At 49.7% G+C, this 16140-nt stretch carries 18 protein-coding genes; 8 read left to right on the top strand and 10 right to left on the bottom strand.

Annotated elements, in window-relative coordinates:
• Window positions 1-58: 58 nt before the first annotated feature.
• Window positions 59-1660, top strand: coding sequence for a cyclic di-3',5'-guanosine monophosphate phosphodiesterase PdeD (pdeD, locus tag OGY17_RS10000; protein ID WP_008785025.1), 1602 nt, complete (start codon window positions 59-61; stop codon window positions 1658-1660).
• Between the two features lie 6 nt (window positions 1661-1666).
• Here the strand turns inward: pdeD and yoaE are convergent, their stop codons facing one another.
• A complete protein-coding gene (gene yoaE, locus OGY17_RS09995; protein WP_286607126.1) occupies window positions 1667-3226 on the bottom strand; it encodes a CNNM family cation transport protein YoaE in 1560 nt (519 codons plus the stop codon).
• A complete protein-coding gene (locus OGY17_RS23330) occupies window positions 3214-3372 on the bottom strand; it encodes a protein YoaL (protein ID WP_370766360.1) in 159 nt (52 codons plus the stop codon). The genes yoaE and OGY17_RS23330 overlap by 13 nt, the downstream gene beginning before the upstream one ends.
• A 313-nt stretch (window positions 3373-3685) precedes the next feature.
• Between OGY17_RS23330 and manX the strand changes: the two genes are divergently transcribed.
• From manX to mntP, 5 genes are all read left to right on the top strand, one after another.
• Window positions 3686-4648 (top strand): PTS mannose transporter subunit IIAB, encoded by a 963-nt coding sequence (gene manX, locus OGY17_RS09990; RefSeq protein ID WP_003833768.1) that lies wholly within the window; start codon window positions 3686-3688, stop codon window positions 4646-4648.
• 58 nt (window positions 4649-4706) lie between these two features.
• A complete protein-coding gene (locus OGY17_RS09985; RefSeq protein ID WP_286607123.1) occupies window positions 4707-5507 on the top strand; it encodes a PTS mannose/fructose/sorbose transporter subunit IIC in 801 nt (266 codons plus the stop codon).
• A 12-nt stretch (window positions 5508-5519) separates the two neighbouring features.
• Window positions 5520-6371, top strand: coding sequence for a PTS mannose transporter subunit IID (locus tag OGY17_RS09980; protein ID WP_003833769.1), 852 nt, complete (start codon window positions 5520-5522; stop codon window positions 6369-6371).
• A 60-nt stretch (window positions 6372-6431) separates the two neighbouring features.
• A complete protein-coding gene (locus OGY17_RS09975; protein WP_286607120.1) occupies window positions 6432-6890 on the top strand; it encodes a DUF986 family protein in 459 nt (152 codons plus the stop codon).
• 433 nt (window positions 6891-7323) lie between these two features.
• Window positions 7324-7890, top strand: a complete 567-nt coding sequence (mntP, locus tag OGY17_RS09970) for a manganese efflux pump MntP (protein ID WP_020996621.1) — start codon at window positions 7324-7326, stop codon at window positions 7888-7890.
• On the opposite strand, the gene rlmA is transcribed toward mntP, so the two are convergent.
• From rlmA to mgrB, 6 genes are all read right to left on the bottom strand, one after another.
• Window positions 7887-8696, bottom strand: coding sequence for a 23S rRNA (guanine(745)-N(1))-methyltransferase (rlmA, locus tag OGY17_RS09965; RefSeq protein WP_048235218.1), 810 nt, complete (start codon window positions 8694-8696; stop codon window positions 7887-7889). The genes mntP and rlmA overlap by 4 nt on opposite strands.
• Before the next feature lie 63 nt (window positions 8697-8759).
• The gene (ftsI2, locus tag OGY17_RS09960) at window positions 8760-10505 is read right to left on the bottom strand and encodes a peptidoglycan DD-transpeptidase FtsI2/PBP3(PARA) (RefSeq protein ID WP_003833773.1); all 1746 of its coding nucleotides are present in this window, start codon (window positions 10503-10505) and stop codon (window positions 8760-8762) included.
• A 219-nt stretch (window positions 10506-10724) separates the two neighbouring features.
• Window positions 10725-10934 (bottom strand): transcription antiterminator/RNA stability regulator CspE, encoded by a 210-nt coding sequence (cspE, locus tag OGY17_RS09955; protein ID WP_001062678.1) that lies wholly within the window; start codon window positions 10932-10934, stop codon window positions 10725-10727.
• A 12-nt stretch (window positions 10935-10946) separates the two neighbouring features.
• Entirely contained in the window at window positions 10947-11090 is a 144-nt protein-coding gene (locus OGY17_RS09950) for a DUF2627 domain-containing protein (RefSeq protein WP_003034983.1), read from the bottom strand.
• A gap of 636 nt (window positions 11091-11726) precedes the next feature.
• Entirely contained in the window at window positions 11727-12011 is a 285-nt protein-coding gene (locus OGY17_RS09945) for a YebO family protein (protein WP_003833774.1), read from the bottom strand.
• 74 nt (window positions 12012-12085) lie between these two features.
• Window positions 12086-12229, bottom strand: coding sequence for a PhoP/PhoQ regulatory lipoprotein MgrB (gene mgrB, locus OGY17_RS09940; protein WP_003034977.1), 144 nt, complete (start codon window positions 12227-12229; stop codon window positions 12086-12088).
• A 164-nt stretch (window positions 12230-12393) separates the two neighbouring features.
• Between mgrB and OGY17_RS09935 the strand changes: the two genes are divergently transcribed.
• On the top strand, window positions 12394-12633 hold the full coding sequence (locus OGY17_RS09935; protein ID WP_003034975.1) for a YobH family protein: 240 nt from the start codon (window positions 12394-12396) through the stop codon (window positions 12631-12633).
• A 114-nt stretch (window positions 12634-12747) separates the two neighbouring features.
• Here the strand turns inward: OGY17_RS09935 and kdgR are convergent, their stop codons facing one another.
• On the bottom strand, window positions 12748-13539 hold the full coding sequence (kdgR, locus tag OGY17_RS09930; protein ID WP_003833778.1) for a DNA-binding transcriptional regulator KdgR: 792 nt from the start codon (window positions 13537-13539) through the stop codon (window positions 12748-12750).
• Window positions 13540-13713: 174 nt separating this feature from the next.
• On the opposite strand from kdgR, the gene OGY17_RS09925 reads away from it, so the two are divergent.
• Window positions 13714-15087 carry an MFS transporter gene (locus OGY17_RS09925; protein ID WP_048216186.1) on the top strand — a complete coding sequence of 458 codons (1374 nt, stop codon included), beginning with the start codon at window positions 13714-13716 and terminating at the stop codon, window positions 15085-15087.
• 47 nt (window positions 15088-15134) lie between these two features.
• Here the strand turns inward: OGY17_RS09925 and htpX are convergent, their stop codons facing one another.
• On the bottom strand, window positions 15135-16016 hold the full coding sequence (htpX, locus tag OGY17_RS09920) for a protease HtpX (protein WP_003034964.1): 882 nt from the start codon (window positions 16014-16016) through the stop codon (window positions 15135-15137).
• Between the last annotated feature and the right edge of the window lie 124 nt (window positions 16017-16140).

Here is a 16140-nt window from a genome sequence, read left to right as displayed (position 1 = left end):
ACTACACTTGCTCTGTTGCTGTTGGCTTCTGTGACCAACGGCTTATCGGGCGGCCCGCATGCAAACAGCACAACGGATCATTAAAAATTATCGCCGGAATCGCTTAATCGTTTGCACAGTATGTGCACTACTGACGCTCATCCTCACATTAACTGTTCGATTTATTTCGGAGCGTAATTTAAATCACCGAAATATCGTCACCTTTGCCAACCATGCTGTAGAAGAACTGGATGACGTACTTTTACCCTTGCAGACCGGACGTGATGTATTGCTGCCGTTAATTGGCCTCCCCTGCTCAGTGGCACGTTTACCGTTAAGCAAACATGCCGCAAGACTGCAAACGGTGCGTTCTATTAATCTGATTCAAAGCGGGATCCTCTATTGCTCCAGCATTTTTGGGTATCGCAATGTCCCCATTCGTCAACTACAGCCCGAATTACCCAGCAGGGAACCGCAACTGCTGCTGTCTACTGACCATTCGCTGATAAAAGGCAGCCCGATTCTGACGCAATGGTATCCATCCTCTGCCGATGGTGAAGATGGCGTGCTGGAAATCGTCAATATTGATTTATTGTCGTCTATGTTGCTTGAACCCCAGCCGCCGCAGATCACCGATGCCAGCTTAACCGTTGGTAATCGGCATCTACTGTATGATCAAGGTGTGGTCGATACTCTGCCTAAGCTAAATGATGAAAAACGCTACCAGCTGTCATCTCAACATTTCCCGTTTACCATTAGCGTCACCGGCCCCGGTCCCAGTGAACTGGCGATTAAACATCTGCCAACACAGCTGCCGCTGGCGGTGATCCTAAGTTTATTAGTGGGTTACCTGGCATGGCTGGCGACTGCCAGCAGAATGAGTTTTTCCTGGGAGATTAATCTGGCCCTTGCTGCTCGGGAATTCGAGCTGTTTTGCCAGCCGCTGCTTAATGCGCAAACCCAGCAATGCATGGGCGTGGAGATTCTTCTACGCTGGAATAACCCACGCCAGGGTTGGATCTCTCCGGAAGTGTTTATTCCCATCGCTGAGGAGCACAACCTGATTGTGCCGCTAACCCGTCATGTCATCGCAGAAACCATTCAGCAAAGACACGTTTTCCCGATGAGCAGTCAGTTTCATATTGGGATTAATGTCGCCGCCAGCCATTTTCGTAACGGCACGCTGCTAAAAGATCTTAATCAGTACTGGTTCAGCCAGCACCCAATCCAGCAGTTGGTTATCGAACTGACCGAACGCGATGCGTTACTGGATGTGGATTATCGGGTCGTACGCGAATTAAATCGTCTTGGCGTAAAACTGGCAATTGATGATTTCGGCACCGGCAATAGCTCGCTCTCCTGGCTGGAAAAACTCCGCCCGGATGTGCTGAAGATCGATAAATCATTTACTTCGGCAATAGGAACAGACGCCGTGAACTCAACCGTCACAGACATCATTATCGCTTTGGGGAAAAAATTGAATATAGAACTGGTGGCGGAAGGCGTTGAAACCCAGGCGCAGGCTCAGCATTTGCGCCGACACGGCGTACATTTGTTGCAAGGTTTTTTGTACGCAAAGCCAATGCCGCTGCGTGATTTCCCAAAATGGCTGGCGGGCAGCACGCCGCCGCCCACCCGACATAACGGGCGACACAGTATGCCCGTCATGCCGTTTCGCTAAACCCGATTACTCGTCTTCGTCGTGAGCGGGTTGTTCTTTAACAATGCGAACTAAATCCACACGATAGTCATTCGCTTCGACAATCGTAATGCTCAGCGGTGCAACCTCGATAACATCACCGACACGTGGAATATGGCCGTTAGCCGCAATGACTAAACCTGCCACCGTGGCGATGTCTTCGTCTTCATTCACTAACGTATCCACGTCCAGCGCCTGTTGCAACGCATGCAGATCGGTACCGCCTTTGACCAACCAACCACCTGCATCAGCAATAATTTCAGGTGTTTCATCGGCATCCGGGAATTCACCGGCAATGGCTTCTAATACGTCCAGCGGCGTGACCAGACCCTGTACTACGCCAAACTCGTTAGTGACGATAACGAAGCTACCGCGGGCACGACGCAGTACGCCTAACAGATTGATCGGGTCCAGCGTCTCCGGAACAACAATAGCCGGAGAAGCAGAGGCAATCGCCGCCACATCCACACCGTCTTCCAGCGCCACCAGCAGCTCTTTAGCACGCACGATACCGATGATTTCATCCAGTTCGCCACGACACACCGGGAACAGGCTGTGAGGTGAAGAGAGCAACTGCTCGCGAATTTCTGCCACGCTCAGGTCGGCATCAACCCAGCTGATTTCACCACGAGGCGTCATAATGCCGCGTAACGAACGCGACGCCAGGGAAAGGACGCCGTTGATCATATAGCGTTCTTCTTCCACAAACGCGCCTTCCGGGACAGGAACCGGCACCGGGTTATCGGATTCCATCTGCACGCTGGCCTGGCGTTTACCGCCCATCAGACGCAGGATTGCATCGGCAGTACGTGCACGCAGCGGCAGCGTCGACTGGTGGCGAATAAAGTTACGACGGGCAATCTGGTTAAACAACTCGATGATGATCGAGAAACCAATCGCCGCATACAGATAACCTTTGGGAATATGGAAGCCAAACCCTTCAGCAACCAGGCTCAGACCAATCATCAACAGGAAGCTCAGACACAGCACCACCACCGTCGGGTGTTGGTTCACAAATCGTGTCAGCGGCTTAGAGGCCAGCAGCATCACGGCCATGGCAATCACTACTGCCGCCATCATCACTGGCAGATGGTTGACCATACCGACCGCTGTAATCACGGCATCCAGCGAGAACACCGCGTCGAGGATGACAATCTGCGTTACGACAACCCAAAAGCTCGCATACCCTTTCGTCTGCCCGGTATCATGTTCACGGTTTTCCAGCCGCTCATGCAGCTCTGTCGTAGCCTTGAACAAGAGGAAGATACCCCCCAGCAGCATAATCAGATCGCGCCCCGAGAACGCATAGTCCATTACCGCGAACAGCGGCTTTGTCAGCGTCACCATCCACGAAATCACGGACAACAAGCCCAGACGCATAATCAGTGCCAGTGACAAACCGATTAAACGCGCTTTATCACGCTGTTTCGGCGGCAGCTTATCAGCCAGGATCGCAATGAAGACCAGGTTATCAATACCCAGAACAATTTCGAGAACGACAAGCGTGAGCAAACCCACCCAAATCTGCGGGTCCATTAATAATTCCATGACAAGCTCCTGCTTAAGGAATGACCAAACTGCGCGCTGAGGATCTCAGGCGTTAAAGCGATATGCAGAGAAAATTTGTGGCAAAAAGTGCCAATCTGACAGGCTTGATACGGCCTGAAGGTGAAATGACGTCGGTGACGATCCATATGGTGGGCTACTGCCCTATACTCCTGAGTAATTAAACAGATGCTAAACATAACAGAGAGAAGCTGTTTTTAGCAAAGATTTACCTTCCTTTGCAATAAGTTGTTTCGGAGATATTTTACCCTTCGAAATTTCTTTTTATCGGAAGTTAAATTACGGATCTTCATCACATAAAATATTTTTTTCGATATCTAAAATAATTCACGAAAATCATAGGTTTTTCTTTGTAACCCTTATCTGAATCGATTCGATTGCGGACGACGATTCAAATACATCTTCACGTTGATGTGTTAACGATAATAAAGGAGGTAGCAAGTGACCATTGCTATTGTAATAGGCACACATGGTTGGGCTGCAGAGCAGTTACTTAAGACGGCAGAGATGCTGTTAGGCGAGCAGGAAAACGTCGGCTGGATCGATTTCGTTCCAGGCGAAAATGCTGAAACGCTGATCGAAAAGTACAACGCTCAGTTGGCAAAACTCGATACCAGTAAAGGCGTGCTGTTTCTCGTTGACACATGGGGAGGCAGCCCGTTTAACGCTGCGAGCCGCATTGTCGTCGATAAAGAGCATTACGAAGTAATCGCCGGTGTGAACATTCCCATGCTGGTTGAGACCTTCATGGCGCGTGATGACAACCCAAGCTTTGATGAATTAGTGGCACTGGCCGTTGAAACCGGCAGCGAAGGCGTGAAAGCGCTGAAAGCAAAACCGGTGGAAAAAGCCGCTCCTGCCCCCGTCGCGGCACCGAAAGCAGCAACCCCCGCGAAACCGATGGGGCCGAACGATTATATGCAGATCGGCCTGGCGCGTATTGATGACCGCTTAATCCATGGTCAGGTGGCAACTCGCTGGACCAAAGAAACCAACGTAACGCGCATTATCGTCGTCAGTGATGAAGTTGCCGCCGATACCGTGCGTAAAACGCTGCTGACTCAGGTAGCACCTCCGGGTGTGACGGCGCATGTGGTTGATGTCGCGAAAATGATCCGCGTCTACAACAACCCGAAATATGCAGGTGAGCGTGTGATGCTGTTGTTCACCAACCCAACCGACGTAGAACGTATCGTTGAAGGTGGTGTGAAAATTACCTCCGTAAACATTGGCGGTATGGCTTTCCGTCAGGGTAAAACGCAGGTAAACAACGCAATTTCTGTCGATGACAAAGACATCGAAGCCTTCAAGAAACTCAACGAACGCGGTATTGAGCTTGAGGCCCGTAAGGTTTCTACCGATCAGAAACTGAAAATGATGGATTTGATTGCCAAGGTGAAATAATTCTCTGGCATTTACTTAGTTTTCACACTTAAGTCTGTATAGCAATAGGAGAAGTACAATGGAGATTACCACTCTTCAGATTGTGCTGGTGTTCATCGTCGCATGTATCGCGGGTATGGAGTCGGTACTCGATGAATTTCAGTTCCACCGTCCGTTGGTGGCCTGTACGCTGATTGGTGCCGTTCTCGGGGATATGAAAACCGGTATCATCATCGGTGGTACCCTGGAAATGATCGCCCTGGGCTGGATGAACATCGGTGCTGCGGTTGCACCAGATGCCGCACTGGCCTCAATTATCTCTACCGTTCTGGTTATCGCGGGTCACCAAAGCATTGGTGCCGGTATCGCGCTGGCTATCCCACTGGCAGCAGCAGGCCAGGTACTGACCATTATCGTTCGTACAATCACCGTAGCATTCCAGCACGCAGCGGATAAGGCAGCCGAAAACGGTAACCTGACTGCGCTCTCCTGGCTGCACGTATCCTCGCTGTTCCTGCAGGCTATGCGTATCGCTATCCCGGCGGTAATCGTAGCGATTTCTGTTGGTACCAGTGAAGTTCAGAGCATGCTTAACGCCATTCCGGAAGTCGTGACCGGTGGTCTGAACATCGCTGGCGGTATGATCGTAGTGGTTGGTTATGCGATGGTCATCAACATGATGCGCGCAGGCTATCTGATGCCATTCTTCTACCTCGGCTTCGTCACCGCGGCATTTACTAACTTCAACCTGGTTGCTCTGGGTGTGATTGGCGCAGTCATGGCCATCCTCTACATTCAGCTGAGCCCGAAATATAACCGCATAGCCGGTGCACCTGCTGCGGCGGCTGGCAATAACGATCTCGATAACGAACTGGACTAGCAGGTGAGCGAAATGGTTGATATGACTAAAACTACCACCGAGAAAAAACTCACTCCGAGTGACATTCGTGGCGTGTTCATTCGTTCTAACCTGTTTCAGGGTTCATGGAACTTCGAACGTATGCAGGCGCTGGGTTTCTGTTTCTCCATGGTACCGGCTATCCGCCGCTTGTACCCGGAAAACAACGATGCACGTAAGCAAGCGATTAAGCGTCACCTGGAATTCTTTAACACCCATCCGTACGTAGCGGCTCCAGTACTGGGCGTTACGCTGGCAATGGAAGAACAGCGTGCAAACGGCGCAGAGATTGACGATGGTGCCATCAACGGTATCAAAGTTGGTCTGATGGGTCCGCTGGCAGGCGTCGGTGACCCGATCTTCTGGGGTACCGTACGTCCGGTCTTCGCCGCACTCGGCGCAGGTATCGCGATGAGCGGCAGCCTGCTGGGGCCACTGCTGTTCTTCATCCTGTTTAACCTGGTTCGTCTGGCAACCCGCTACTACGGTGTGGCATATGGCTACCGTAAAGGTGTCGATATCGTTAAAGATATGGGCGGCGGCTTCCTGCAGAAACTGACCGAGGGGGCGTCAATCCTCGGCCTGTTTGTCATGGGGGCATTGGTTAACAAGTGGACGCACGTAAACATCCCGCTGGTGGTTTCCACTATCACCGGTCAGGATGGTCAGACTCGTGTTACCACCGTGCAGACTATCCTTGACCAACTGATGCCGGGTCTGGTTCCTCTGCTGCTGACATTCGCCTGTATGTGGCTGCTGCGTAAGAAAGTGAACCCGCTGTGGATCATCGTTGGCTTCTTCGTCATCGGTATCGCGGGCTACGCTGTCGGACTGCTCGGCCTGTAAGACTGTTGTACATCACCGGGGGCTTGCCCCCGGTTTTTCTATTTAGAGGGTTGAGGATTCATGACTATCACGGACCTGGTGCTGGTTCTATTTATCTTTTCGCTGCTGGCGTATGCCATTTACGATCAGTTCATCATGCCCCGCCGTAATGGCCCTACTCTGCTTACTGTCGCCCTGCTTCCCCGCAGCAGAGTCGACAGCGTTATCTTCCTTGGCTTGGTAGCTATTCTTATCTACAACAACATCACCAGCCACGGCGCGCAATTTACCACATGGTTATTATGTGCACTGGTATTGATGGGGTTGTATCTGTTCTGGATCCGTACGCCAAAAATCATCTTCAAGCAGAAAGGTTTTTTCTTCGCCAACGTCTGGATTGAATATAACCGCATTAAAGAGATGAATTTATCTGAAGACGGTGTATTAGTGATGCAATTAGAACATCGAAGATTGTTGATCCGCGTACGAAATATAGACGTTCTTGAGAAGATATATAAACTTTTAATTTCAAATCAATAACTTATAAATATAGCCTGAACTATGTTTTTTATATATCAGTATAAAAACTAACATAGCCAAGGCTATATTTAATTGTCCACAATGTTATTTATTTTAACGTTTTATTTATAAATAAATCTAAATGAAAATCGTTTTCAATTAGAAGTCAAATATTATTTCTGCGTTTCTTGTTTTATATTCTCAAAATATGTTAAGGTTGCGCCCGTCGTTGGGGAGTAGCCGATTTCCAGACTCCGGAAATGTACGTGTCAACATACTCGTTGAAAAACGTGGCGCGTACGGACTGAATTTACAGGTTCAGTCAGGCGAGACCATAGGCACATCAACTGCAATGCATATCTGAATGGCGCTGTATTTACAGTGATTCCGGCCTGTATGCATGGTTACTGGGGGCAGTGATGTGTTTTATGGATACCCCGGTCAGGACGCTGTTATGAATCTCACCGCTACCGTTCTTCTCGCTTTCGGCATGTCGATGGATGCTTTCGCTGCATCAATTGGCAAAGGTGCCACCCTGCATAAACCCAAATTTTCTGAAGCATTGCGCACAGGTCTGATATTCGGCGCAGTTGAAACGCTTACGCCGCTGATTGGTTGGGGCATGGGTATGTTGGCCAGCAAATTCGTGCTGGAGTGGAACCACTGGATCGCCTTCATTCTGCTGATCTTTTTAGGCGGGCGAATGATAATCGAAGGTTTTCGCGATAACGGTGATGAGGATGAAGAACCGCAGCGCCGTCATGGTTTCTGGCTGCTGGTTACCACCGCCATTGCCACCAGTCTCGACGCAATGGCCGTCGGGGTGGGTCTGGCTTTCCTGCAGGTCAATATTATTGCCACTGCGCTGGCCATCGGCTGCGCCACATTGATTATGTCCACGCTCGGCATGATGATTGGTCGTTTCATTGGCCCGATGCTGGGCAAACGAGCAGAAATTTTGGGTGGGGTGGTGCTGATTGGTATCGGTGCCCAGATCCTCTGGGCACACTTCCACGGTTAATTCAGACGCTGCCAGACATGAATACTAAAGTCGGTCTGGCAGTCAAACGTCGTTTTCTCCGCTAACGTTTCCCACACCTCCGGCTTTGCCCGCCAGGCGAACGGCGTCATTTGCAGTAACGCAACGGCCTCGCTGCCCTGAAGCTGCATCTGATACCCCAGCGCAATACTCTGTTGCAGAACAAAACCGTCCAGTTGCTCTGTGTGCGGCGCATGCAAACGCACCTCATCATAAATAAGCCCTTTCAGTTCCATTAAATGACGCGGTCCCGGCGTGGCGGTGATAACCCATCCCCCCGGTTTAACCACGCGTGCCAGCTCTTGCGCTTTACAGGGCGCGTAGATCCTGATGATGGCATCCATTGACTCATCTGCGAACGGCAGACGATGGCTGGAGGCAACGCAAAAGGTCACCTGCGGATAGCGTCTGGCTGCAGCTTTAATTGCCACTTTGGAGACGTCAAGACCAAAGGTTGTACAACCTGTCAGCGCGTCGGCAAACGCATGGGTGTAATACCCTTCCCCACAGCCAATATCCAGGATTGCTGCATCTTCTGAAGTCGACTTCTCTTTCAGCACATTCACAATCGCATCACGCAACGGTTGATAGTGCCCGGCATCAAGAAATGCCCGTCGCGCCTGCATCATCTCAGCGCTGTCACCCGGATCGCGCGATCGTTTATGCTGAACCGGCAGTAAGTTGACATACCCTTCTTTCGCCACGTCAAACTGGTGCCGCCCGGGGCAGACAAAACTGTTATTCGCTTGAGTAAGAGGCTGGTGGCAAAGAGGACAGGAAAACGACATGACAACTCCGGCAGGTGACTTAAGGGCGCAAGTGTAACGCGAATTGCGCCCTGGGAAAATAACTTACAACGACGGCGAGGATACGTTGCTGCCGTGCATCACCAGCAGATGATCGGAGTCAGCAGGCATACCATCCGGTTTAACGTTCTCCAGACGCAGGACATCACCCATTATCTGGCTGAAGACAGGCGCAGAGACAGCCCCACCATAATAAGCACCGTTTTGCGGATTATTGATGACGACCACCAGTGCAAATTTCGGGTCGCTCGCTGGTGCAACGCCTGCCGTGTAGGCCACGTATTTATCGACATACTTACCGTCATCACCAATTTTCTTTGCCGTTCCTGTTTTAACCGCCACGCGATAATCCCTGACCGCGGCTTTAGTTCCCCCACCACCGGGTAACGCAACGCTTTCCATCATATGTTCAACCTGGTGAACCAGCGCCTCCGGCATCACTCGGGTACCGATTACCGGCGGGTCAATACGGGTAATCGAAAGGGGCCGATAGATACCAAAACTACCAATGGTTGCATATACGTGCGCCAACTGCAGCGGCGTTACCATTAACCCATAACCAAATGCAAAGGTCGCGCGATCCAAATCGCTCCAGTAGCGGCGCTGAGGCATCAAACCGCTGCTTTCACCGGTTAATCCCAGTCCGGTTGGATCGCCAAAACCAAAGCTTTTATAGGTATCCAGCAATTTTTGGACAGGCATAGCCAATGAAAGGTGCGACACGCCGGTATCGCTCGATTTCTGTAAAATCCCGGTCAGCGACAGTTCCGGGTAAAATCCGACGTCGCGAATGCGATGTCCATCAAGGTAAAAAGGATGGGTATCAATCACGCTGTCGGGTTGTACTATCCCCTGCTGGAGTGCAGTCATGATCACCAGCGGTTTAACGGTTGAACCGGGTTCAAACGTATCGCTAATTGCACGGTTACGAAAATCATCCAGTACCGCGCCATCACGATTATTGGGGTTGAAGTCAGGAAAGCTCGCCATGGACAGTATTTCACCGGTAGCAATGTTGACCAGCACTGCGGCTCCTGATTCTGCTTTATTCCACGTAACGGCATTGTCCAACGCATCTTCGGTGACCGTCTGCAGACGCTCGTCGATGCTGAGCTGTAATTCGTGTGCAGGTACAGGCGTAACTTCGGTGATATTTTCGATGACATGGCCAAATTTGTCTTTACGTACCAGACGGGAGCCAGGTTTACCCATCAGCTGGTTATTAAAGCTCTTTTCCAGCCCTTCAATGCCTTGTCCATCAATGTTGGTAAAACCAATGAGATTCGCCGCTACGTGGCCTGCGGGATAGAACCGGCGGGATTCCTCGCGCAGGTTGATGCCCGGGAGATTAAGATCATCGACCCACTCAGCCTGCTGAGGGGAAATTTGTCGTGCCAGATAAATAAAACGTCCGCCAGGATTACTGTTAACGCGTTCCGCCAGCGTACTCAGTGACAAATGCAGAGTCCTTGCCAGAGCCTGCCAGCGTTCGTTGTAACCCACGCCTCCCTTGCTGATGATGGTCTTAGGATCGGCCCATACGGCGTTAACCGGAACACTTACCGCCAGCGGTCGCCCTTCTCTGTCGGTAATCATCCCGCGCGGCGAGGCAATAGTTACCTCACGTAACGAACGCATGTCTTCCTGTTTCACCAGACTCGTCGGCGTGACAATTTGCAGCCACGCAACCCGACCCAGCAGCAATCCCAGACTCAATAATATTGCCACACAAAGCAGGGCAAAACGTACGGGAGTAAAATTGCGCGCGTCGCCGTCGTTTTTCTTTTTCACCTGGTCTCCAGCAAGATAGTTTTTCAGGTGTCTGATTTAACGAGAAATGTCGTAAGAAAGCGGGGAAAACTATGCTACGAACATCACGCCTTTGCAACAAAGCGCTAATGGAAGGGCATTTAGAAATATTTAGACGTATTTTGAATTAAAAAGCCCCACATAGGCGAGGCTTTATATCTGAGATGGTTGCGCATATGCGCTTCAAATCAGTGGTGTCGATCAGATAGCTGTTACGTTAACAGCAGCCGGACCTTTCTGGCCGTCCTGAATTTCGAACTCAACGTTCTGGCCTTCAGCCAGAGTTTTGAAGCCGTTACCCTGGATAGCGGAGAAGTGTACGAACACGTCTTTGCTGCCATCAGCCGGAGTAATGAAACCAAAACCTTTAGACTCGTTGAACCACTTAACTTGACCTTTAATCTTTGCCATTTGCAAAATTCCTTAGAGTATTTTCTTCGCCCGCAGGCATAACATAGATAAAACTGAGACATTACTGCTTGAGGCACTAATATAAGGTTCGGCAGAGAAGCGGTATTCAACGTCAACGTGTTTACTCAGGACTTCTTTACTGAAAATGCCACACATAAACAGAACTGTACCTCGTTTAACCCAAAACGTGTTATCACATACAACGTTAATAATGGCAAGCCATTTTTAAACGTGTCTCGATCGGTCGCACAAATCCCGTCGTTCATCAAACAGCAACTGCACAGTTATGCGCCACACCGAGTAGTGTTATATTCCCGCCGCTCGCCCCATCCCCCGCCTGGCTTGCACCATAGCCGGGACATTTCTACCATAGCTCAATAGCTTCGGTTGTTCCAGATTAGCTGTTACAGGGTGTGCCGGATATCATTTTTTATGCTTAGTAATGCATAAAATGTCACAAGCGTAAAAATGAGATCCGCCTTCTGCTTTTGCACCAAAATAATGAAAGAATGATGACAATGCACAAAAAAAGTAAGAGAAACGTTTCGCTGTTAATAAAACGATCGCTATCACAAAAATGACATAATCATATTTTTATCGTATGGGAAATTATATTTATATCAGACCGGGGATAAGATATTAATTGGTTGGAGCATCTGAAAATACTGAGTTTACACGCGTATCAGAGTGCTAATTACACGACATGTACAGAAGAAAATAATCTGGCACGTTGGTGACAGGATGAAACATCTGAGAACAAAAGCAACAGATCCTCACCCTGTCATACCGTTTTTACCGCTCAGCTACCAGGCGGATGATGTCATCATCTTCATCCTTCGCTGTGACCGCAGCAGGCTCTGCTGCTTTTTCAGGTTCGTTAGCTTCGCAAAGGCGACGGAGCAATGCGTTCTGTCTTTTTTGCTGATCTAACAATGCTTCAAGCAGCTCAATCTGCTCATTAGTACGCGAACTTGCCCGATTGACGAAAAACCACAGTACAAGCCCGACAACCAGAATCACCACCGATACAGCCAAAGACGCCAAACTCAACGCGCCAGAATTCAAAACTTCGTTCATTTCACCACCTCAATGTAGACAGCGTAGTTTACCACTGCCGCACAAGAAGGTAATCAACTGTGGCAAAAATGCGCTTACCAGGGAATAAATTTATTGATGGCACAAATACCGCTGAAAAATTGTACATCCTGATCGCACATGATGTTGAACACTTGCGCCCACATCAGTATGCATACCAGCACGACAACTATCAGCACTACCCAGCGAATTTTTTTCACTCCAGCTCCACTCTTCGAATCTACATCTTATGCCTATAAATTATCATGCGTTACCTAAACCCAGCGTTAACTGTATCGGCATTCAATCTTTTTAGGAATGATTCACTTGTTTCATCCCATGTACAGGCTAATCTAATAATAACGAGAAAAGATAAGAGGTTGTAATGCGTCTGATAATCCGCGCTATTGTGTTGTTAGCTCTGGTTTGGATCGGTTTATTACTGAGCGGCTACGGAATTTTGATTGGAAGTAAGGAGAATGCAGCGGGTCTGGGCTTGCAATGCCAATATCTGACCGCCCGCGGAACCAGCACCGCACAATACGTCCACACAAACAGCGGTATCATTGGCCTGTCGGATTGTCCCTTGTTAAGAAAAAGTACGGTCATTATTGATAACGGTTAATATAGCAACAATACATACGCTACGTTATTTGCATCAACTAACGTTATGACTGTTCATAAAAAACCCCAGATACAAAAATACCTGGGGTTTTTAAGTTGACGCTATTACGCCAGATTAGAACGGATAGTCGTTATAACCCATTTGTTCTGAAATTTTACGCGCAGCCGTATGCAGCATCGCCACATACTCGTGCAAACGTTCCTCTGAGAAACGCAGCGTCGGGAATGAAATACTCAAGCCTGCAATCACCACACCGAAACGGTCAAACACCGGCACACCGATGCAGCGCAGACCTTCTTCCTGTTCTTCGTTGTCTTCACCGTAGCCCTGCTCACGGACTTTATCCAGCAGTACCAGCAATTCATCAGTATTGGTAATAGTACGGTCGGTACTGCGTTTGTACTCAATACCATCCAGAATTTGCTTCACTTCATCGCGGTCACGCCATGCCAGTAGAACTTTACCGATAGCCGTGCTGTACAGTGGATTACGGCGACCTACGCGAGAATACATGCGCAGATTGTACATGGAGTCGATTTTATGAATGTAGACGATGCTGTCTTCATCCAGTGCGCCAAGGTGTACTGTCTCTTTGGTCAGGCGCGAAAGTTCGCGCATCTGAATATCAGCGCTACGGATAAGATCGACGTTTTGTAACGCGCGAGCACCCAGCTCGAATAGTTTCAGGGTCAGTGAGTATTTCTCAGACTCCCCTTCTTGTGCCACATAGCCCAGCGTTTTCATGGTCTGCAAAAAGCGATAAACGGTGCTTTTCGACATCATGACGCGTTGCGACAACTCGGTAATACCAATTTCGCGCTCTTCACCCAGCGCCTGCAGGATGCCAAAAACCTTCAGCACGGAAGATACAGAATCAGGTTGTTTATCCAGATCTGCGATTGCCATTTATCACCCCTTTCGAGTGTTTTATAAAAATCAGAACCGGTTTTTATTATAATTTCACGTATCAGCCCTCGCAATCGCTCTTTGCTTACTTAGTTACAAATCTGCGACCTAACGCCTGAATATCAATGCTAAAATTATTATTCTCATCATAAATTCCGACAATATTGACTTCCTATGGAAAAAACTCAGACCGATGGTCTGCCATTGCCCCAGCGATATGGCGCAATTTTAACCATTGTTATTGGCATCTCTATGGCAGTACTCGACGGCGCAATAGCGAACGTTGCCCTCCCCACTATCGCCACCGATCTTCAGGCCTCACCCGCCAGCTCAATCTGGATTGTGAACGCCTACCAAATTGCGATCGTTGTTTCGCTGTTATCGCTCTCTTTTTTAGGTGATATGTTTGGCTACCGACGCATTTATAAGTGTGGTCTGGTCGTGTTTCTGTTGGCGTCGCTGTTTTGTGCATTATCAGACTCGCTGCATATGCTGACGTTAGCGCGCGTGGCTCAGGGGTTTGGCGGCGCGGCGCTGATGAGCGTTAATACGGCATTGATCCGACTCATTTATCCTCAGCGCCAGCTTGGCCGCGGAATGGGTATTAACTCCTTTATCGTGGCTGTATCCTCGGCAGCGGGTCCGACTATTGCGGCGGCTATTCTTTCTATTGCCTCGTGGAAATGGCTATTCCTGATTAACGTTCCGCTGGGGATCATCGCCCTGCTACTGGCTATGCGTTTTTTGCCACCCAATTCATCACGTAGCAATAAACCGCGCTTCGATCTGCCCAGCGCAGTGATGAACGCCTTAACATTTGGTTTGTTAATCACGGCACTAAGCGGATTTGCACAGGGACAGTCGCTAAAACTGATTGGCGCTGAACTTGTGGGGCTTCTCGTTGTAGGGTTTTTCTTTATCCGCCGCCAACTCGCATTGCCAGTACCGTTATTACCGGTTGATCTGCTACGCATTCCGCTGTTTTCACTCTCTATTTGTACCTCAATCTGTTCATTCAGCGCACAGATGCTGGCGATGGTTTCTCTCCCCTTTTTCATGCAAACGGTTCTCGGGCGCAGCGAGGTTGAAACGGGCCTGCTGCTGACGCCGTGGCCGCTGGCAACCATGGTGATGGCCCCACTGGCGGGATATTTGATTGAACGTGTTCATGCGGGTCTGCTGGGCGCGCTGGGCATGGCAGTAATGGCGTGTGGGCTGTTTTCGCTGGTGTTGCTGCCCGCATCACCTTCTGATTTTAATATCATCTGGCCAATGATTTTGTGCGGTGCGGGTTTTGGCTTGTTCCAGTCACCGAATAATCACACCATCATCACCTCCGCGCCGCGTGATCGTAGCGGAGGCGCGAGCGGTATGCTTGGAACGGCACGTTTACTGGGCCAGAGTACCGGGGCCGCACTGGTTGCGCTGATGCTAAATCAGTTTGGCGACAGCGGAACACACGTCTCGTTGATAACAGCGGGTATTCTGGCTTCGCTAGCCGCAATCGTGAGTGGCTTACGTATCACACAACCGCGAGTTCAGGCATAAAAAAAGCGCGTCTGTCGACGCGCTTTTTATTTTAAGTCTGCTGCCAATTATTTCAGGTATTCACCGCTGCGCAGCGCTTCAATACGTTTGTCCAACGGCGGGTGAGTCATAAACAGCTCACTCAACGATTTGGATTTACCGTTGATGCAGAACGCCATCATGCTGGTCGCTTCCTGCGGCTCATAGCTAGTTTTCAGGCGCTGTAGCGCGGCGATCATTTTTTCACGACCCACCAGTTTCGCTGAGCCTGCATCCGCATGGAATTCACGATGACGTGAGAACCACATCGTAATAATGCTCGCCAAAATACCAAATACCAGCTCCAGTACCGTCGCTACCGCAAAGTAGATTAACGGGTTACCGTTGCTACCCTCTCCCTCATCGCGGTTGCCGCCCATAAACCCAGCGGCAATCTGCGCCAGAATACGTGAGATAAAGATAACGAAAGTGTTCACCACACCCTGAATTAACGTCATGGTAACCATATCGCCATTAGCAATGTGGCTGATCTCATGCGCGATAACCGCTTCGGCTTCATCCGGACTCATGTTTTGCAACAGGCCAGTACTTACAGCCACCAGCGAGGCATCCCGGCGCGCACCGGTAGCAAACGCGTTAATATCTGGCGCATGGTAGATTGCAACCTGCGGCATAGCGATCCCGGCCTGGCGGGCCTGGTTCGCGACTGTATTCATCAGCCAGCGTTCTCTTTCATTGCGAGGCTGTTCGATCACTTCCCCGCCAACGGACTTTAACGCCATCCATTTGGACATCAGCAGCGAAATGAAGGAACCACCAAAACCAAACAGCAGTGCCATGATCAACAAGCCTTGAACGCTGCTTGACTGAATCCCTGTCAGGCTCAATACCAGCCCGAAAACGACCATCACAGCCAGGTTCGTCAGCAGGAAGAGCGCGATTCGCATCATAATTTTCTTTTAACCTCAATTTAACAAAACGCACTATGCGATTACCCATATCGTATGGGTCTTATGACTATTTTCAAGCATCCATAGGTGCTAAGTCACCAGAAAGACACAACTTTACATTTTA

This window comes from Citrobacter sp. Cpo126 (assembly GCF_030332445.1).
Taxonomy (GTDB): Bacteria; Pseudomonadota; Gammaproteobacteria; order Enterobacterales; family Enterobacteriaceae; genus Citrobacter; species Citrobacter portucalensis.
This window is presented reverse-complemented; position numbering and strand designations above follow the sequence as displayed.